This window comes from Nocardia puris, assembly GCF_036051655.1.
GTDB lineage: Bacteria > Actinomycetota > Actinomycetes > Mycobacteriales > Mycobacteriaceae > Nocardia > Nocardia puris.
On record NZ_CP107943.1, the window covers coordinates 6700704 to 6718293 of the forward strand.

General features: G+C 70.6%; 19 protein-coding genes. 10 read left to right on the plus strand and 9 right to left on the minus strand.

Features of this window, described 5'->3' with window-relative positions; all coding sequences use genetic code 11:
• Positions 1-288: 288 nt before the first annotated feature.
• Entirely contained in the window at positions 289-1515 is a 1227-nt protein-coding gene (locus tag OHB21_RS31100; RefSeq protein ID WP_195124377.1) for a transcriptional regulator, read from the plus strand.
• A 265-nt stretch (positions 1516-1780) separates the two neighbouring features.
• Here OHB21_RS31100 and OHB21_RS31105 read toward each other — a convergent pair whose 3' ends face one another.
• The gene (locus OHB21_RS31105; protein ID WP_228788463.1) at positions 1781-2206 is read right to left on the minus strand and encodes a hypothetical protein; all 426 of its coding nucleotides are present in this window, start codon (positions 2204-2206) and stop codon (positions 1781-1783) included.
• A 126-nt stretch (positions 2207-2332) separates the two neighbouring features.
• Between OHB21_RS31105 and OHB21_RS31110 the strand changes: the two genes are divergently transcribed.
• Positions 2333-2956, plus strand: a complete 624-nt coding sequence (locus tag OHB21_RS31110) for a MerR family transcriptional regulator (RefSeq protein ID WP_228788803.1) — start codon at positions 2333-2335, stop codon at positions 2954-2956.
• A gap of 10 nt (positions 2957-2966) precedes the next feature.
• On the opposite strand, the gene OHB21_RS31115 is transcribed toward OHB21_RS31110, so the two are convergent.
• The gene (locus OHB21_RS31115) at positions 2967-4049 is read right to left on the minus strand and encodes an alpha/beta fold hydrolase (protein ID WP_195124379.1); all 1083 of its coding nucleotides are present in this window, start codon (positions 4047-4049) and stop codon (positions 2967-2969) included.
• A 306-nt stretch (positions 4050-4355) separates the two neighbouring features.
• On the opposite strand from OHB21_RS31115, the gene adh reads away from it, so the two are divergent.
• Together adh and OHB21_RS31125 are read left to right on the plus strand one after the other, a co-directional pair.
• Entirely contained in the window at positions 4356-5873 is a 1518-nt protein-coding gene (gene adh, locus OHB21_RS31120; RefSeq protein WP_195124380.1) for an aldehyde dehydrogenase, read from the plus strand.
• Entirely contained in the window at positions 5873-6268 is a 396-nt protein-coding gene (locus OHB21_RS31125) for a DUF779 domain-containing protein (protein WP_067511185.1), read from the plus strand. Before adh ends, OHB21_RS31125 begins: the two co-directional genes overlap by 1 nt.
• A gap of 198 nt (positions 6269-6466) precedes the next feature.
• Here the strand turns inward: OHB21_RS31125 and OHB21_RS31130 are convergent, their stop codons facing one another.
• On the minus strand, positions 6467-7381 hold the full coding sequence (locus OHB21_RS31130; protein ID WP_067511186.1) for an NADP-dependent oxidoreductase: 915 nt from the start codon (positions 7379-7381) through the stop codon (positions 6467-6469).
• Between the two features lie 503 nt (positions 7382-7884).
• Here OHB21_RS31130 and OHB21_RS31135 point away from each other — a divergent pair.
• From OHB21_RS31135 to OHB21_RS31145, 3 genes are all read left to right on the plus strand, one after another.
• Positions 7885-8298, plus strand: a complete 414-nt coding sequence (locus OHB21_RS31135) for a winged helix-turn-helix transcriptional regulator (protein WP_324191898.1) — start codon at positions 7885-7887, stop codon at positions 8296-8298.
• Positions 8299-8409: 111 nt separating this feature from the next.
• Positions 8410-9162 carry a L,D-transpeptidase gene (locus OHB21_RS31140; RefSeq protein WP_195124381.1) on the plus strand — a complete coding sequence of 251 codons (753 nt, stop codon included), beginning with the start codon at positions 8410-8412 and terminating at the stop codon, positions 9160-9162.
• A 796-nt stretch (positions 9163-9958) separates the two neighbouring features.
• Complete coding sequence (locus OHB21_RS31145; protein ID WP_067511189.1) at positions 9959-10942, plus strand: hypothetical protein; 984 nt, start codon at positions 9959-9961, stop codon at positions 10940-10942.
• Here OHB21_RS31145 and OHB21_RS31150 read toward each other — a convergent pair.
• Positions 10867-11262: a hypothetical protein gene (locus OHB21_RS31150; RefSeq protein WP_147265769.1), complete on the minus strand. Its 396-nt coding sequence runs from the start codon at positions 11260-11262 to the stop codon at positions 10867-10869. The two genes, OHB21_RS31145 and OHB21_RS31150, sit on opposite strands and share 76 nt — an antisense overlap.
• Before the next feature lie 195 nt (positions 11263-11457).
• Between OHB21_RS31150 and OHB21_RS31155 the strand changes: the two genes are divergently transcribed.
• Positions 11458-12075, plus strand: a complete 618-nt coding sequence (locus tag OHB21_RS31155; RefSeq protein ID WP_067511225.1) for a helix-turn-helix domain-containing protein — start codon at positions 11458-11460, stop codon at positions 12073-12075.
• 62 nt (positions 12076-12137) lie between these two features.
• On the opposite strand, the gene OHB21_RS31160 is transcribed toward OHB21_RS31155, so the two are convergent.
• Entirely contained in the window at positions 12138-12314 is a 177-nt protein-coding gene (locus OHB21_RS31160) for a hypothetical protein (RefSeq protein ID WP_157115856.1), read from the minus strand.
• A gap of 167 nt (positions 12315-12481) precedes the next feature.
• Positions 12482-13333, minus strand: coding sequence for a bifunctional 5,10-methylenetetrahydrofolate dehydrogenase/5,10-methenyltetrahydrofolate cyclohydrolase (locus tag OHB21_RS31165; RefSeq protein WP_195124382.1), 852 nt, complete (start codon positions 13331-13333; stop codon positions 12482-12484).
• 184 nt (positions 13334-13517) lie between these two features.
• Between OHB21_RS31165 and OHB21_RS31170 the strand changes: the two genes are divergently transcribed.
• Both OHB21_RS31170 and OHB21_RS31175 read left to right on the plus strand, forming a co-directional pair.
• The gene (locus OHB21_RS31170) at positions 13518-14390 is read left to right on the plus strand and encodes a YdcF family protein (protein ID WP_084537884.1); all 873 of its coding nucleotides are present in this window, start codon (positions 13518-13520) and stop codon (positions 14388-14390) included.
• Positions 14391-14433: 43 nt separating this feature from the next.
• Positions 14434-15390 (plus strand): putative protein N(5)-glutamine methyltransferase, encoded by a 957-nt coding sequence (locus OHB21_RS31175; RefSeq protein ID WP_324191897.1) that lies wholly within the window; start codon positions 14434-14436, stop codon positions 15388-15390.
• Positions 15391-15754: 364 nt separating this feature from the next.
• Here the strand turns inward: OHB21_RS31175 and OHB21_RS31180 are convergent, their stop codons facing one another.
• The 3 genes from OHB21_RS31180 to OHB21_RS31190 all read right to left on the minus strand — a co-directional run bounded on the left by OHB21_RS31180 (position 15755) and on the right by OHB21_RS31190 (position 17571).
• The gene (locus OHB21_RS31180) at positions 15755-15976 is read right to left on the minus strand and encodes a TroA family protein (protein WP_195124383.1); all 222 of its coding nucleotides are present in this window, start codon (positions 15974-15976) and stop codon (positions 15755-15757) included.
• Positions 15977-16032: 56 nt separating this feature from the next.
• Positions 16033-16365, minus strand: a complete 333-nt coding sequence (locus OHB21_RS31185; protein WP_324191896.1) for an ABC transporter substrate-binding protein — start codon at positions 16363-16365, stop codon at positions 16033-16035.
• A 375-nt stretch (positions 16366-16740) separates the two neighbouring features.
• On the minus strand, positions 16741-17571 hold the full coding sequence (locus tag OHB21_RS31190) for an SDR family oxidoreductase (protein WP_195124385.1): 831 nt from the start codon (positions 17569-17571) through the stop codon (positions 16741-16743).
• Positions 17572-17590 lie beyond the last annotated feature (19 nt).

Genomic DNA, 17590 nt, shown 5'->3' on the forward strand with positions numbered 1-17590 from the left:
AGCGCGGGTGCGTGGATCGCCGTAGGAAACCGGGGCGTACCAAAATGCCGAGCAATACGCCGAAGGCGTCCGCCACCCGGCTCACAAACCCGCACACCCGATACCGAACCAGGGCACAGGCCACACCTGTGACGCCGGCACCAAATGCCGAGCAATACGCCGAAGGCGTTGGCTGATCATTCGGACGACGGGCGATCCTGTCCGAACGGAGGGGAGATTGCGGCACCGATCGTGGTCGCGGTGCGGCATCATGGGGGTACACGACCGAGACGACGAAAGTATCGCGGGATGGGGCAACGGAGCACTCTCGCCGAGCGGCGGGCCGCACTCGAGCGGGAATGGGCCCGCTGGGTGCCCGCGCGCGCGAATCGGGTTCCGGGGAGCGCGGATTCGGCGACCGGGCTGCGCGGGGACGTGGTGCGGTCCTGGATGCGCTCGGTCCGAACGGTGGATCCCGGCATCCCCAGCGCGCCCGAAGCCGACTCCGGCGACGTCGGCGCGCGGTGGGAGGCCTCGCCGCTGCGGGGGCCGGTGACCGAATTGGCCGACGAATTCCGGCATGTCGCGCAGGACGCCGGCTACGTGGCGGCGGTGACCGACGAGAGCGGCACCATCCTGTGGTCCTTCGGCGGCGCCGTCATGCGGCGGCGGGCCGAGAAGGTGAACTTCGCGCCGGGCGGCTGCTGGGACGAACCGCACATGGGCACCAACGCGCTGTCGCTGGCCATGCGCTCGGGCAGACCCGCCACCGTGTTCTCCGCCGAGCATCTGGTCGCCGCGCTGCACGGATGGGTGTGTTACTGCGCGCCGATCCACGCCCCCGACGGGCGGCAACTCGGCGTGCTCGATCTCTCGTCCACGTGGGACCGCTCGCATCCGCTCGCGATGACGACGGTGCGCTCGCTCGTCACCGCGATCGAGGCGCGGCTGCCGGATCTCGCGCCCGCGCCGCCCGCCGTGCGGCTCACCTGTCTCGGCGACGCGCGACTCGTCCGTGCGGGCCGCCCCGTGCGGTTGCGGCCCCGGCACCTCGAAATCCTCACGCTGCTCGCCCTCGAACCCGACGGGTTCACCCCCGAACGCCTGCACAACGCCATCTACGGCGACCGCCCCGTCACCTCCAGCACGCTGAAAGCCGATGTGTCGCACCTGCGTTCGGCCACCGGCGGCGACATCGCCAACCGCGTCTACCGCCTCACCACACCGGTGTCCTGCGACGCCGTCGACCTGCTGGCCGCCCTCGAAGCGGGCGACACCGCCACCGCCGTGCGCCTCTACCGCGGCCCGCTGCTCCCCGGCTCGGACACCCCCGGCATCGTCGAATGGCGCGACCACCTCGCCGTCGCCGTCCGCACCGCCGTCCTCACCGACCCCGACCCCGACATCGCCCTCCGCTACGGCGAACGCGCCCCCGACGACATCGCCGTCCACGAACACGCCCTCCACCTTCTCCCCCACCACGATTCGCGGCGAGCGATCGCGACGGCAAGGCTGCACACCGCGCTGCGAGGGTGAGGGCTGACGCACCGCGCATCATGCCGGGCCGCGTCCCGCACGGCCGCCACCTGACACGACATCGCCCGCCGGATCGGATCGTGGTGGCGCGACCACGATCCGACTGACGTCCGAACACTCCGGCCGGAGTCGAGGCGGCGCATGCTCAGGTAACCAACCGGCACAAAGGCTTTCGCCAGCGCATCGCCCGAACAGATCGCCCTGCGCTCGGGCGCACGGCCCGCGCGCTGGGGGCGAAGGTCGGGAAGACCGGCGCCGGCGGCGCTCAGAGGCGGTCGACGCCCGCCAGCAGGACGGCGACTCCCGAGGTGATCACACCGGCCACCAGGAGCCCCGCGCCCACCCAGATGACGTTCACCACCCGATTCGGGCGCACCGGGTCGCTACCGAGGACCGAGAGGAAGAAGCCGGCCGGGATCAGGATCGCGGCGACCAGCACGGCGAGCGCACCGCCGTTCGCCCAGCCGGGACTCGCGCCCGCGGCGTTGCCGAGGACGGCCAGGAGCAGGCCGAGCGTCACGAGGACGCCGGCGTGCGCGTGACCCGCGCGGAAGAAGGTCTTCTGGAGGTCGTTGGCTCCGTGGCCTCCGGTGGCGATGCGGAAGAGGAACGCACCGCCGGAGGCGATGGTGGCGACCGAGATGACGGTGGCGCCGAGGGCGATGGTCATGAACGGGCTGATGTGCTGCATGGAAGTGTCCTGCGTCTCGGGCTGCGGAAAGGGACGGCGCTGTTGGATACTGCGACTATCCAATATTGGATAGTGTTAGTATCCAATGTCAAGACCGAATGTCCGAGGAGCGATGCCGTCGTGCTGATGTCCGAGTTGGCCGCGCGGGCCGGGGTGCCGGTGCCGACGGTGAAGTACTACCTGCGCGAGAAGGTCCTCATGCCGGGCCGCGCGACCAGCGCCACGCGCGCCGAGTACGACGAGACCCACATCCGGCGTATCGCGCTGATCAAGGCGCTGTCCGCGCTCGGGGTCTCGATGACCAGGATCAAGGTGATCGTCGGCCTGATCGACACCGCCGACGGTCCGCTCCTGGAGTTGATCGCCGCCGCGACGTGGGCCCTGCCCCCGGTCACCGAAGCCGCACCGGACTCCGGTGCGAGCGCCGGCAATCCCCGCGCCGCGTCGATACTCGCCACCCTCGGGCTCACCCTGCCCACCGAAGCGCCCCCGGTCGCGCAACTGGAACAGGCCCTGGCCGACGCCGAGGCGGCGGGTATGCCGATCACCGACGAACGGTTCCGCATCTACACTGAGCACGTCACCGCGATAGCCGCCTACGAAATCGAGAACATGCCGCTCGATTCGGCCTCCGCCGCCATCGAGTACTCCGTACTCGGCACCATCCTCTACGAGCCCATCATCGCGGCCCTGCGACGAATCGCCCACGCGGAGCTGAGCTTTCGCCGACTTACCGCCGACGCCGACTGAACCGACCGCGTCACGGCCGGATGGGTGCGTGGTCCTGAATCTTCAAGGGGATCACCGGAGTTCCGTCGCTCCAGGTGCCCGTGTACCGGTGTTCCGGGGTGTCGGCGAGGGCGTATTCGCGGTCTTCGCCGTAGTAGGCGGCGTTGCGCAGCGCGTCCCAGACCTTCCAGACGAAGTAGTAGTCGTAGGCGTCGATCGTTCCCCACACCGCGCCTTCGGGATCGGGGGAACCGCCCGCGACACCGTGGTCGGAGGACAAGGGCGGGGTGCCGTGGGCGTCGGTGTGGGTGAGGACGATGCTCTTGTTCTCGGCGGGCAGGCTCGTGAGCTTCGGGAAGATCGCGTTGCAGCTCGAATCCGCTTTGCCCGCTTCGGAGATCACGCCCTCCGCGCCGCTGTGGCATTCGAGCAGCACATCGGACGGGATGCCGCCGAGGTCGTCGGCGAGGGCGGGCTCGCCGGGGCCCGCGAGGCCGCCGTCGTGCGGGTCCTCCAGGAAGACGGCGCGGGGGCGCGGCACGCCGTAGTGCTCCCAGCGGGTGAGGAAGTTGGCGGTGAGGATACCGCCGAAGGAGTTGCCGAAGTAGCTGGTGCGGGCGAGGTCCGGTGGCACCCGGGTGGGGTCGGCGCGCAGGAAGTCCAGCGCGCCGCGGATACCGTCGACGGCCGCGCGCACGCAAGGTTCGATATCGAACGGTCCGGGGCATGGCGTGAGCGGACTCGCCTGCCAGCGCGGGTAGATGACGACATTGCCCTTGCGCACCGTGTGGTGGATGAGCCCGGCCAGCATCTGGTAGCCGGCGAACTCGCCGTAGCCGTGGGAGATCACGGCGAGCGGTGCCGAGGCCGGTTGCGGGTCGACGGGTTCGAAGACGTACCAGGCGCTGTCGCCGCTGCCGCCCTCGCTCACACGCACGCCGCCGGCGGTGTAGTCGCTGCCGCCGGGACCCGAAGTCGGTTGCGGCGGTGGTGTTGTCGCGATGGTCTCGGCGTGCGCGGGAGCGACCGTCAGCAGGCACAGCACCGCGGCGCTCACCACCAGGCGCACCGCGACCCGCAACGGGACTCGCCACGAGACAGGCAAGGAACTCATCGAACGGCACCTCGTACGGTCGCAGGGGTCGTGCGCAGGCCGCTGCCATCGTACGCACGTCACGCCGGATCGCCCGGACCCGGCGCCGACCAACCGCCAGGCGCCACACGCGCGACCATGCGCTACACGCCAACCGAGTTCGCGGCGGTGACCACCAGCGCGGGCGCGATCTCATCCGTCGGAGTGGTCGCACCGATGACGGACGATCGCGCGTCAACCTTCCGCCAACCCTCGCGGAGAAAAGTGACCTGCACCACGACCCCGCGGCCGTGGGATCACGCGTCCGACTCATCGAGGAGCAGCACCATGACCTACGCCAAGCCCGGCGCCGACGGCAGCATTGTCAGTTACGCGGCTCGCTACGACAATTTCATCGGCGGGGACTGGGTGGCCCCGGTGGAGGGGAAGTACTTCGAGAATCCCTCGCCCGTGGACGGGCAGCCGTTCACCGAGGTGGCGCGCTCCACGGCCGCCGACGTGGACCGGGCGCTGGGCGCGGCGCATCGCGCCGCCGACGGCTGGGGCGCCACCTCGGCCGCCGAACGCGCCACTATCCTCAACAAGATCGCCGACCGCATCGAGGACAATCTCGAGGCCCTCGCCGTGGCCGAGACGTGGGAGAACGGCAAGCCGGTCCGCGAGACCAAGGCCGCCGATCTGCCGCTGGCCGTCGACCACTTCCGCTATTTCGCGGGCGCGATCCGCGCGCAGGAGGGCTCGATCAGCGAGATCGACGCCGACACCATCGCCTACCACTTCCACGAGCCGCTCGGCGTGGTCGGGCAGATCATCCCGTGGAACTTCCCGATCCTCATGGCGACCTGGAAGCTGGCGCCCGCGCTGGCGGCCGGCAACGCCGTGGTGATCAAGCCCGCCGAGCAGACGCCGGCGTCGATCCTGAAGGTGATCGAACTCGTGGCGGATCTGCTGCCGCCGGGAGTCGTCAACGTGGTCAACGGTTTCGGCGTGGAGGCGGGTAAGCCGCTGGCGTCGAGCCCGCGCGTGGCGAAGGTGGCGTTCACCGGTGAGACGACCACCGGCCGGCTCATCATGCAGTACGCGAGCGAGAACATCATCCCGGTCACCCTCGAGCTGGGCGGCAAGAGCCCCAACATCTTCCTGGCCGACGTGACCGCCGCCGACGACGACTACCTGGACAAGGCGGTCGAGGGTTTCGTGATGTTCGCGCTGAACCAGGGCGAGGTGTGCACGTGCCCGTCGCGGGCGCTGATCCACTCGTCCATCTACGACGAGTTCATCGCGCGCGCCATCGAGCGCACCGAGGCGATTCGCGGCGGCAACCCGCTCGACGACGAGACCATGATCGGCGCGCAGGCCAGCAACGATCAGTACGAGAAGATCCTCTCCTACATCGATATCGGCCGGAAGGAGGGCGCGGAGGTCCTCACCGGCGGCGGCGCCCGCAAGGTGGACGAGTTCCCCGAGGGGTACTACATCGAGCCCACGATCTTCAAGGGCAGCAACGATATGCGGATCTTCCAGGAGGAGATCTTCGGCCCGGTCGTCTCGGTCACCACGTTCGATTCCGAGGAGGAGGCGCTCGAGCTCGCCAACGACACCCTCTACGGGCTCGGCGCGGGCGTCTGGACTCGCGATATGAACTCCGCGTACCGGCTGGGCCGTGGCATCAAGGCGGGCCGGGTGTGGACCAACTGCTACCACGCCTACCCGGCGCACGCCGCGTTCGGCGGGTACAAGAAGTCCGGGATCGGGCGAGAGAATCACGCGATGATGCTGGACCACTACCAGCAGACCAAGAACCTGCTGGTCAGCTACTCGCCGCAGAAGCTCGGATTCTTCTGATGCCCGTCCGCCGCGTCGAACTGACCGAACGGGCCGAACTGCTGCTCGACGATCTGATCGGGCAGCACGGGCCGGTGATGTTCCATCAGTCCGGCGGCTGCTGCGACGGCAGCGCCCCGATGTGCTACCCGCGCGGCGAGTTCCGCGTGGGCGCCTCGGACGTGCTGCTCGGCACCGTCGCGGCGGACACCCCGTTCTGGATGAGCGCCGATCAATTCGAGTATTGGAAACACACCCATCTCACGGTCGACGTCGTCCCGGGTCGCGGGAGCGGATTCTCCTTGGAAGCGCCCGAAGGCGTGCGGTTCCTGATCCGCTCCCGCCTCCTCACCGACGAGGAGTTCACCGACCTCGAAGCGGCGCCCCCGCCCAGAACGGGCGCCGATCTCGAATAGACGTGTGCCGGTTCGCCGGTGCACACCGTTCCGCCCACCGGTTCGCCGCGCCGGTGGGCGGAACATCGGCCTCGCAGGGCACGCGAGGCCGCCGACCTGTGGCGCAGGCTCACCACCGGCGCGGGCGTGGAGGCGCGTGTGGGCGCACTCGGGCAGGGCGCGCGGTCGGGGCGCGCCCTGCGGTGCGTGGTCGTGGGCTCAGCCGGTGGTGAGCGAGGCGTCGACTTCGATCGCGATCTTGCCGCGCACGCCGCCGGATTCGCTATGGCGGTGGGCGGTGGCCAGGTCCGTGAGCGGGTAGACCGCCGCTATGGCCGGGCGCAGGCGTCCGGCCTCGAATTCGGTTGCGAGAGATGACAAGTCGGCCGCCGATGGTTGCACGTGCAGGCGGTGATAGCGCGGGTCGCCCTCGGCGTCGGAGTCCAGGGCCGCGATGAGTACGCCGTCGGGGCGCAGCACGCGGAGCGAGCGTTTGCCGTAATCGCCGCCCACCAGGTCGAGGACCACGTCGACTTCGGCGAGCGATTCGGCGAAATCCGCTGTCCTGTAATCGATCAGCTCGTGCGCGCCGAGCCCCCGCAGATAGCCGTGATGCTTCGCGCTCGCCGTGCCGATGACATGCGCGCCGCGCGCGACCGCCAGTTGCACGGCGAGGTGCCCGACACCACCCGCCGCAGCGTGGATCAGAACACGCTGCCCCGCGGCCACAGCGGACAGGGACTGCCACGCCGTGAGCCCGGCCGTCGGCAGTGCCGCCGACTCCAGATACGAAGCGCCGGCGGGGATCTGGGCGAGCACGGCGGCAGGCACAGTCAGGTATTCGGCGTTCGCGCCGTAACGACCGAACACCAACCCGAAAACCGGCTCCCCTCCCCGGAATTCACTCACGTCAGCCCCGGCTTCGGCCACGACCCCCGACACATCGAATCCCAGCGTGAACGGCAGCTCCCACGGCGGATTCACCTGCCCCGCCCGCACTTTCCAATCAGCGGGATTCACACTCGTCGCCGCCACCCGCACCACCACCTCACCCGGCCCCGGCCGCGGACGCTCCACCGTCACCGCCCGCAACACTTCCGGCCCCCCGAACTCATCCTGCGTGATCACCAACATGCGTTCGATCCTGCTGCGCACGAATGGGTACCGGAAGAAGGCACTTTCGGGATCCCCAGGCACTTCCGGGAACCCACCCCGGCATCCTCGGCGCCACCGCGACCATCCTCTACGCAGCGCTCCAGCTCACCTCCCCTTGATGGCGAGGCTGTTCCGTTCTTCGGTCGCCGCAACTCGGGGTGTGCGGTGCGAAACTCCAGGTTGCCCGTCCGCCGGATCGAACGGTGGCGGGGACGCGAGAGCACTCGGCGCGACCACGGGCGCCCGCCGGGAACTGCGCTGGTTGAGCGCCGTCGTACCTCTCGTGCCGAGGGGTGCGGATACGCTCGACTCATGCTGTACGCAACGTCCGCGCCCGACGTCGCCGCCTTTCGCGCGACCCATCGCGGTGCGATGCACGCCGCGCAGGGTGCCGGGTGCTCCGCAGGACCCGCGTACTGCCGGCCGGGCGGCGCCGGGACTGCCGCCGATCCGCATCACCTCGCGTCCGGGCGGATCGAATCGTGAGCGGTGGGCCGAATGCGGAGCGGACGTCGGGTCTCGTCTCCGAGTACCTCGCCGACTGCCCGGCGCGTGAGGTGCTGACCATCCTGTCCGACAAATGGGTGTTGCTGGTGCTGGGCGTGCTCCGTAAGACGGGCCCGATCCGCTACAACGAGTTGCGGCGGACGCTCGACGGGATCACCCAGAAGGTGCTCACGACAACGCTGCGCACACTGGAGCGTGACGGTCTCGTGCATCGCGCCGTCTACCCCACGGTGCCGCCTCGGGTCGAGTACTCGCTCACCGAACTCGGGGTGAGCATCGGCGATATCGGGCGTGCGCTGGGCGAATGGTCGCAGCGGCATCACGGGGAGGTGGCCGAGGCGCGGGCGAGGTTCGACAAACGGGTCGCGGGCGCCGCCGAACCGGGGTGATCACGCAGGTTTCCCCTCGGTTACAAGTCGATCTTCGCCGTCGACCCGGATGATCATGCGGGCGTAAACTGGATCTCCGCGTACCCCGAGCATGCGAAAGGGGTGGCAGCCATGTGGAGCGCCTGTCGCCACCTGTTTCTCGCGACCGTCGTGGTCGCCACGGCCGCGTTCGGTTCCGGAGCGGCGGCCGCTGTCACGGTCGGCGCCGCCTCCGTCGAACGCGTCGCCTCGATCACGCCGTCGGCCGGTCAGGAGGTGGGGATCGCGCATCCGGTGACCATCCGTTTCGCCGAACCGGTCGAGAACCGGGCGCGGGCGGAACGGTTCGTCGACGTCCGCGCCGGCGATTCGCTCCCCGGCACGCTCGCCTGGACCGGCGACCGCGAACTCACCTGGACACCCGACGGGTTCCTGCCCGCGAGGACGGGCATCAGCGTCGTGGCGGGCGGGGCGCGCACCGAGTTCCGCACCAACGCGGGTGTCACGGCGGTCGCGAACATGTCCGCGCACACCTTCACCGTCAGTATCGGTGGACAGATCGCGCGCACCATGCCCGCGTCCATGGGCAAGCCCGGCTGGGAGACCCCGACGGGCACCTTCCCCGTGCTGGAGAAGTTCCGCTCGATCGTGTTCGACTCCCGCACCATCGGCATCCCGCTGAACCACCCCGAGGGCTACCTCATCAACGGGGAGTACGCCGAAAGGCTCACGTGGAGTGGCGTTTTCGTGCACTCCGCGCCGTGGTCGGTGGATTCCCAGGGCTACGCCAACGTCAGCCACGGCTGCATCAACCTCGCTCCCGACGACGCCCGCTGGTACTACGAAACGGTCGGTATCGGCGATCCGGTGACCGTGCACTGGTAGGCCTTCCCGCCGTCACCGTGACGGCCGCTCCGCCACGCGACGCGCCGCTACGTTTCGCCGAACACCCCGGACTGGCAGTATCGTGCCGGGGAGCTTGTTTCGAGCGCGACGTACCCGACGGGCGCGATCTGACGAAGGCGGGGAGATGGATCGACCGGATGCGACTTCAGGGCCCGGCCCGGCGCACGGCCGAGGCGGCCGCCCGGATCAGTGGGGGTCCGACCCGTCCGCAGCCCGGCGCACTCCTGGTTATCCGACGCCCGAGACCGGCCCGCGCCCGCACGAAACCCGGAATACCCCGACCGGTAGGTACGGAAACTCCGAATCGCCGCGACTACCGGAAGTCTCGCGGGGGATGAACGATTCGGGTCCGATCCCCCGCCGTCCGGCACCGGCGACGGACTCGTCCGGCCGGCATCGCACGCCGCCACCGCGGCCCGCGCAAGCGGCGGGTGGTCCGGCACCGAACGTCCCCCACCGCCCGCACGACTCCGGCCCGCTGCCGCGCACCGCACCACCGCCTCCCCCCGGACCGCGGCACCAGGCCGGCCAACCGGCGCAGACGTCGCCTCGAGGGCTCACGCCGCCGTCCGGCGCCGCGTTCGAAACAGGCCCGCTCGCCCGGAGGAACGAGCCCCCTCGCGCACCGCAGACGCGCCCCGCCCCGCAAGCCGCCAGGGCACCCCGCCCGGCCCCGGTCATCTCCCCCGAGAGCACGACTCGATCGCGGCACGCCGCCCGGGATCTCGGCGCACCGCAGGCGCGTCAGCCGCTCAGCACCTCGCCGACCGAACGCATGCCCCGCCTCGCACCCGATGCCGCGAGACCCGCCGCCTCCACAACCGAGCCGGGGCCGGTCGTCACGCCGGACACCCCCGGTCTGGACCACCGCAGCGCGCACGCCGCGCGCACCGCCCGGCGCACCACCGCCGACTCCCCCGCCGATTTCCGGCCCACCCGCCGCTACAGCACGGTGAGCGCCGCGCAGACCGACACCGCCGTGCGCGAACCGCTGGTCGAAGCCTCGGCGGCCCGCAAGCGCAGGCCGTGGTCGTCCGGCGGCTCCGCCGAGCAGCCCGCGCGTGTGCGCGATCCGCTCGCCGAACTGGCGGCGGCGCGAGCCGCACGGACCGCCGAACCGGGCTACGGGTCCAGCCCCGGGGAGCCGCCCACGAACCGCCCGGAGCCCGAGTTCCAGCCCACCTCCTTCCCCGAGGAGGACGTCTTCACCCGGATGATCGACCGCTCGCCCAAACGCGGCCGGGTCCGTCGGTGGGCGCCCGCGCTGATCGCATCGATCGGTGCGCTCGCCCTCACCGGTGGCGCGCTGACGTTCATCGGCAGTGACGATCCCGCGCCCACGTCCTCGAGCGCTCCCGCCCCGGCCGCCGAACCCGCCGCGGCCGCGCCGTGTGCGTTCGAGCGGGTCGGCGACCGATTCCAAGGCAATATCGAGGGCGGCACCGACTCCGGCCCGTCCGCGATCTTCGCCTTCCAGCACGCGTATTACGTCACGCGCTCGGCGGAGCTGGCGCGCGCGGTGGTGGCGCCCAACGCGTCGGTGCCCACGGCCGAGGCCATCCAGACCGGTATCGACAGCATCCCGGCGGGCACCACCCACTGCGTCACCATCACGCCGGGTACCTTCGCCGGACAGTTCCGCGTGGTAGTCACCGAGAAGCGCCCCGACAGCGCCGCCACGACCTACAACCCGCAACTGGTGAGCGTCGCCCGCACCGGGGACCGCACACTCATCACCGGGATCGCGCCGGCGAGCTGAGTGCGCGCAGTCGGGGACGGCGTACTCTCCCCGGGATCGTCCCCCGCGACCAGAGCACGCTCAGCGGGGACGGCACGTTCACCTGGACCGCGCCCACGACCCTGGTATCGGTTGCGCGCGGCATGCTCCGGAACCACGCCCAAGGCGAGCAGATGCACGGCAGTCGCGTCGCCCAGCGCCCAGATCCCGCGGTCGGTGGCGGGAATCGACACCGGCCCGTCGGCGCCCTGCACCGTCACCTCGGCCCCGGTCTCCGGCCCGTCCACCGTGCCGCAGGCACCCACCAGCACCACCACAGCCAGCAACAGAAGTCCCCGCATCGCAATCCTTTCCGGCGATCCGCCACCCCGCACCGCCTGAGAGCAACCGCGAAAGCCCCACCCGCGCGGGATAATTCGGCGGGCGGCCGGGTCTCGATGACGGGTCATCGGCTCCCTCTCGACGCGGCGTGACCCAGGTGACCAAGGCCGACCCAAGTCTTGTTCTTGAAGTCGGCTTGATGTCAACTGGTGATCATGGGCGCATCCCGGGTACCGATCGCGGCCGCCGCCGCGCTGTTCGATCTACCGGCCTCCACCGTGCGGTGGTGGGAGCGCGCGGGGGTGCTGCCGCCGCCCGATCGCGCCGGTGGGCGCCGCCGCTACAGCTACCGCGACCTGCGCCGACTGGGGCTCGCCTACCTCTGTTGCGTCACCGGGATGATGCCGCTGGACCGGGCCGCGGTGGTCACCACCGGGCGGGCCGGGCACGCGGACTGGCAGCGCGAAGTGCGCACGCAGATCGGGGTGATCGAGGAGCGGATCCGGCGGTTGCACGGCGCCCGCGACTACCTCGAACATCTACTCACCTGCACCGACGACGACCCGGCGGGACATTGCCCGATGTTGGAGAAGGAACTGCGGCAGTACACCCCGCGCGGCCGCATCCCGGTCGCCGACCTGCTGGCGGCCGCCGAGTACGCGGACGCGCACCGGGCGGCCCGATCCGGTGACGAAATAAGCACTTTCGGTGACGAAACCTGCCCGGTGTGCGCCGCGCCCCTCGACCAGCCGGCCAGCGGACGCAAACGCCGCTACTGCTCGGCGGCGTGCCGGCAGCGCGCCTACCGGTCACGGGTGACAGCCACCGAATAGCCGCGCCGCTGCCTACTCGACTCCGACACCGCGACGTATCCGGCAGCGGCGTCCGAGCCCTCTCAGATCCCCGGCCGGTACCCGGGAAGGCCGAGCAACTGCCCGATGAACAGGATGATCGGGTCCAGCCACGCGGACCAGGGGTTCGCGGGCGGCGGCGTGGCGCCGGCTGCTCCCGCGCCGAACGCGACGAGCAGACTCACACCCAGAACTACCACGGTCGCACGAGAGTTCGTCATGAATCTGTCGTCCCCTCGAGGGGCAGTCGGTCGGCCGACTCCGGGACGAGCAGCCGTCACATTCGACCGGACGATACTCCCGATCGCGCCGCCGGCCTACAGCGCGGATTCGCGGAACGCAGGAATCCGGCTCGGGTCGCGATGGGCCGACGGGCGTCCGCGTGCGCTCAGCCCCGGTGCCGCTGGGCCGCGTCCACCACGTGCCGCATCAGCAGGGCCGTGGTGACGGGGCCGACGCCGCCGGGAACCGGGCTCAGGCCCTCGGCCTTCCCGGCGACAGAGTCGGCGTCGACATCGCCGACGATCCCGCCGTCGGGCGACTCGTTGGTGCCCACGTCGATGACGACCGCGCCCTCGCGAATGTGCTTGCCGGTGATCAGGCCCGCGCGGCCCGCGGCGGCGACCACCACATCGGCGGTGGTGGTGACGGCGGCCAGATCGGCGGTGCGCGAGTGGCAGACGGTCACCGTGGCGTTCTCGGCCAGCAACAACTGAGCGAGCGGTTTGCCGACCACGTTCGAGCGGCCGACGACCGCCACGTGCCGGCCGGTGAGCGGAATGTCGTGGTGCTTCAGTAGTTCCACCACAGCTTCGGAAGTGGCGGGCACGAAGCCGGGCAGGCCCGAGGCCAGCAGGCCCAGGGAGAGCGGGCTGACGCCGTCGACGTCCTTGTCGGCGGCGATCGCGCCACTCACGTCGTCGAGGGCGACGCCGGCGGGCAGCGGGGTCTGCAACATGATCGCGTCGAACGCGGGGTCCGCGCTGCGTTCGGTGAGTTCGGCGCGGATCCGGTCGGCGGACGCGTCGGCGCCGAGATCGATACGCTCGCAAGCGATTCCGAGTCGTTCGGCGGCCTTGCGCAGCGAGTTCACGTACCAGGCGCTGGCCGGGTCGTCGTTGGCGACCACGAGCGCCAGGCGCGGCGCGGCGCCCCGCTCGGTGAGCGCGGCGGCGCGCTCCTTGGAGTCGGCGTTGAGGGCGGCCGAGAGTTCCTTGCCGGACAGCGAAACGGTATCCACGGTGCCACAGTTTATCCGGGTGCCGGCCCGCGCTTCGCCGCGCCGGGTGAATCAGCGCGCGTTTCGGTCCGGTAATTGCGCCGCGATCGCCGCGACCAGTCGTATCGTGGTGGGTGCTCTGCCCCCGGCTAACTGCCAGCTGACGTACCGGAACCCGTTTCACGCGTGGAAGGTGTCGACTGTAGTGAAGATCTCGAGGCATTGGAAAACCCTGGTCGCGGCCGCTTTCGCGACCGTCACCCTGACCGGTGTGCTCGGCGCCCCCGCCCAGGCGGCCCCCGACACCGACGCCCTGTACAACTCCGCGCAACGGCACTTCACCGACGGCAACGACGCCGCGGGCCGCGCCGATCTGCGCGCCCTGATCGACGCCGACCCGGCCGACGCCGACGCGCTGGCCCTGCAAGCCATCTGGTCGCACTACGCGGGCGACATCCCCGCGTTCGCCGACGCGATGGGTCGGCTCGCGGCCGTCGACCCGGCCAAGAAGGCGGGCACCGACAACGTGATCCACGCCGTGACCGCGGCGGCGGGCACCCTGCCCAATCCCCTGCCCGCGCTGGTCGGCCCGCAGACCGGCATCGTGGTGCTCGGCTACGGCCTGCTGCCCGACGGCGCGCTGCGGCCCGAGCTGGTGAACCGGCTGACGGCCGCGTGGTTGCAGGCGGTGGCGTCGCCGTTCTCGCCGATCGTGCTGACCGGCGGCAATCCGCGCAACGGGATCGCCGAGGCCGACGCGATGGCGCACTGGCTGATCGGGCGCGGCATCCCCGCCTCGCGCATCCACATCGAGAACCGCGCCGGCTCCACCGTGCAGAACGCGCTGTTCAGCACCCGCATCCTGCGCGATATCGGTGCGACCAGCGCCGTGGTGGTGACCTCCCCCAACCACATCCGGCGCGCGGTGGCCGATTTCATCGTCGCGGGGACCCGCGTCGTCGGCGCGACCACCTCGCTGGAGCAGCTGGTGTCGCAGCTCCCGCCGCCGCCCCGGCACGCCCAGCGCGGGATCTACCTCGACGCGACCCGGACGTTCCAGCTCGCCACCTCGCGCTGACAATTCGCTGGTCACGCCCGGACCGGTGCGGCACGATGACCACGTGGAGGTGGGCGTTTCGGGTGACGTGGTGGCGCGGTTGCGCGCGGCGGGGTGTGTGTTCGCCGAGGACGAAGCACGGTTGCTGACCGAGGCGGCGGGCGGTTCCGCCGTCGAGCTGGAGCGGCTGGTGTCGCAACGGGTTTCGGGCACGCCGCTGGAGCATCTGCTGGGGTGGGCCGAGTTCCGGGGAGTGCGGGTCGCGGTCGGGCCGGGGGTGTTCGTGCCGAGACAGCGGAGCGTTTTCCTCGTGGACGAGGCGTTGGCGCTGGTCCGGCACAGCATGAGGGCGCTCGGCGAGGACGCACCTTCGGCGACCGCGACGCGCCCCGGCACCCCCGCGTCCCACACGACCGCCACCCGTACACCCCACACGACCGCCGCACCATCTGGCACCGAGGCGTTCCTCGACGGCGCAGCACGATCCGGGCCGCAGCCGAACCGCCCCGTCATAGTCGATCTCTGCTGCGGGTCGGGCGCACTCGGACTCGCCCTGACCACCGCGCTGGCCGGCCAGGACATCCCCGTCGACCTGCACGCCGCCGATATCGAACCCGTCGCCGTCGCCTGCGCCCGCCGCAACCTCGCACCGATCGGCGGGTCCGTCTACGAGGGCGATCTCTTCACCCCACTCCCGCACCACCTCCGCGGCCGCGTCGACATCCTCCTCGCCAACACCCCCTACGTCCCCACCGCCCACATCGCCGACATGCCGCCCGAGGCTCGCGACCACGAACCCCGCTCCGCCCTCGACGGCGGCCCCGACGGCCTCGACCTCTTCCGCCGCGTCGCCGCCGAAGCCCCGCACTGGCTCGCCCCGGGCGGCCACCTCCTCGTCGAGACGAGCACCGAACAAGCCCCGACCGCCACCGCGATCCTCACAACCCACGGCCTCACCCCACGCCTCGCCGAATCCGAGGAGCACTACGCCACCGTCGTCATCGGCACGTGCCCCGAGTGAGCCTGCGCTCGCAACATCTCGACCTGAATGATCTCCGCGCGGTCGGGCTCGCCGACGGTGGCGCCTCGGCGGCGCGGCCGGTCTCGGCGGTGGGCGAGTCGTCGGCCTCCCCTGCCCACCGCATCCGCGAGCTACCGACAGCGACGGTCGTCCATCGACGGAACAGCCAAGCCCTCGCGATGCAGACCCGATCGCACCCCGACGTTCACCTTCGCCGGAGGCCGCGCGGCGATCCCCGAACCCCCGGCTTCCCTGACTCGAACTCGAATCCGTCAGTTGCCGAAGGGTTCCGGCGTCGTCGCCGGGTCCCCATCCAACGCGGCGGCCAGTCGCGGAACCGCGGTCTCGAGCAGGAACGGAATGCTCAGCGGGGAGTTGAAGCCCCACGCGCCGGCGAAGTCCTGGTCGAAGCGCCCATGTTCAGGAATCGTCCCTCGCGGACCGCGGGCATCTGCTGGACGAGCGGGCTGGCGAAAGAGTCGGGGTCCACACCCTCGGCGACGAGCACGTCGGCCTCGAGCCGGTCGATCAGTTCGAAGCTGATCTGTTCCGACCGCGCGGGGACCTGGAAACCCAGTTCGGTCAACCACCGGCTCCGGTAGTCGTCGACGCCCGGGCTGATCCGCAGATCGCCCGTCCGGCTCAGCCCGAGCAGGAAGCGCGCCGACTTCCCGGCGAATTCGGGATGTTCGCGGATCGCGTCGTCGAAGAGCTGCCGCGTCTGGCGACCAACTCCTGGGCCCGATCCTCCCGACCCAGCGCCTTGCCGGTGATGCGGGTCTGCTCCTCCGAGGTCGTCGCGCCCGGCAGGACGCCGGCCAGTTCGGCCACGGTGGGCGCGATCGACGACAGGTCCCGGTAGCCCGTCTCATCGATGTAGGAGTTGATGCCCAGGATCAGATCCGGCTTCAGCGAGACGATCTTCTCGAGGTTCAACTCGGTGGCCCCCACGGTGGGTAAGGGCTTGTCGCGCACCGATTCCGGCGCCCACGGGCGCGACGGCGCATCCTAGCTGAGGAACTCCCGCACGCCCACCGGCACCACGCCGAACGCCAGCGCGAAGTCCTGCTCGTTGAATCCGATCGTCACGACGCGCAGCGGCGTCGCCGGAATGACGGTCTGCCCGAATCGGTGATCGATGGTGACGGGGTACCCCGCGCCACCGTCCGCACCACCCGACTCCGGTGCACCGTCCTCGACCGGACGCGCACCCGGCGACCACCAGCACCAGTCCGGCGATCACCGGAAGCAGCGAACGGAGCACGGGATCTACCAAGTGGTCGCAACATATGGTTGGGCTAACCACGCTCGCCGAGCGGCAGCGGGCGGGGCCCGCCGCCGGCGATCGTCCTACTTCTTCCGCCCGGTGAACTGGTCCATCGAGCGGTAGACGCCCACCGTGTCGAGGAACATGTCGCGCAGTTTGATGGGCAGCAGACCGGAGAGCGCCTTGTTGAGCCGCGAGGTCCAGGGCAGGATCACCAGCGGCGTGCCGTCCTTCATCTGCTTCCAGGACGTGTCGACCACCTCGTCCTGGTCCAGGATCGGGGTGAGCCAGAAACCCTTGGCGCCGTCGAACATTCCGGTGTTGATGTAGGTCGGGCAGACGGTGGTGACCTTCACATGGTCGTGCCCGGCCTGCTCGAGTTCCAGGCGCACCGAATCCGACCAGCCCAGCGCCGCCCACTTCGACGCCGCGTACACGGCCATGCGCGGGTTGGACACCAGGCCCGCCGAGGAGGCGATGGTGAGCACGCGCGCCTGGCCGGTGCCCTGCACCATGGCGGGCAGGAACTCCAGGGTGAGGTACATCGGGGCGAGCGAGTTGATCGCCATGGTCTTGTCGATGTCGGCGCGGTCGTCGGTCTCCCAGAAGTACCGGTTGCCGCGCACGATGCCCGCGTTATTGACCAGGATGTCGATGCCGCCGACGGCCTCGCGGGTGGCGGTGGCGCCCTCGGCGATGGCGTCGCGGTCGGACACATCCACTACGAAGCGGTGGATCTCGGTGCCCTTACCGGACAGCTCGTCGGCGGTCTCCTTCAGCGCCACCTCGTTGATGTCCCACAGCGCCACCGCGGCGGCGCCCTCGCGCACCGCGCGTTCGGCGAACAGCTTGCCCAGGCCCATCGCGGCGCCCGTGACCAGCACCTTCTTACCCGCGACCGAGTCGAGTTTCATGAATGCTCCGGATTCCGTT

What these genes read in the sequence shown, in the direction of transcription:
- OHB21_RS31100 (WP_195124377.1), top strand. Translation starts at nt 289, where the DNA reads ATGGGGCAACGGAGCACTCTCGCCGAGCGGCGGGCCGCACTCGAGCGG.
- OHB21_RS31105 (WP_228788463.1), bottom strand. Translation starts at nt 2,206, where the DNA reads ATGCAGCACATCAGCCCGTTCATGACCATCGCCCTCGGCGCCACCGTC.
- OHB21_RS31110 (WP_228788803.1), top strand. Translation starts at nt 2,333, where the DNA reads ATGTCCGAGTTGGCCGCGCGGGCCGGGGTGCCGGTGCCGACGGTGAAG.
- OHB21_RS31115 (WP_195124379.1), bottom strand. Translation starts at nt 4,049, where the DNA reads ATGAGTTCCTTGCCTGTCTCGTGGCGAGTCCCGTTGCGGGTCGCGGTG.
- adh (WP_195124380.1), top strand. Translation starts at nt 4,356, where the DNA reads ATGACCTACGCCAAGCCCGGCGCCGACGGCAGCATTGTCAGTTACGCG.
- OHB21_RS31125 (WP_067511185.1), top strand. Translation starts at nt 5,873, where the DNA reads ATGCCCGTCCGCCGCGTCGAACTGACCGAACGGGCCGAACTGCTGCTC.
- OHB21_RS31130 (WP_067511186.1), bottom strand. Translation starts at nt 7,381, where the DNA reads ATGTTGGTGATCACGCAGGATGAGTTCGGGGGGCCGGAAGTGTTGCGG.
- OHB21_RS31140 (WP_195124381.1), top strand. Translation starts at nt 8,410, where the DNA reads ATGTGGAGCGCCTGTCGCCACCTGTTTCTCGCGACCGTCGTGGTCGCC.
- OHB21_RS31145 (WP_067511189.1), top strand. Translation starts at nt 9,959, where the DNA reads ATGCCCCGCCTCGCACCCGATGCCGCGAGACCCGCCGCCTCCACAACC.
- OHB21_RS31150 (WP_147265769.1), bottom strand. Translation starts at nt 11,262, where the DNA reads ATGCGGGGACTTCTGTTGCTGGCTGTGGTGGTGCTGGTGGGTGCCTGC.
- OHB21_RS31155 (WP_067511225.1), top strand. Translation starts at nt 11,458, where the DNA reads ATGGGCGCATCCCGGGTACCGATCGCGGCCGCCGCCGCGCTGTTCGAT.
- OHB21_RS31160 (WP_157115856.1), bottom strand. Translation starts at nt 12,314, where the DNA reads ATGACGAACTCTCGTGCGACCGTGGTAGTTCTGGGTGTGAGTCTGCTC.
- OHB21_RS31190 (WP_195124385.1), bottom strand. Translation starts at nt 17,571, where the DNA reads ATGAAACTCGACTCGGTCGCGGGTAAGAAGGTGCTGGTCACGGGCGCC.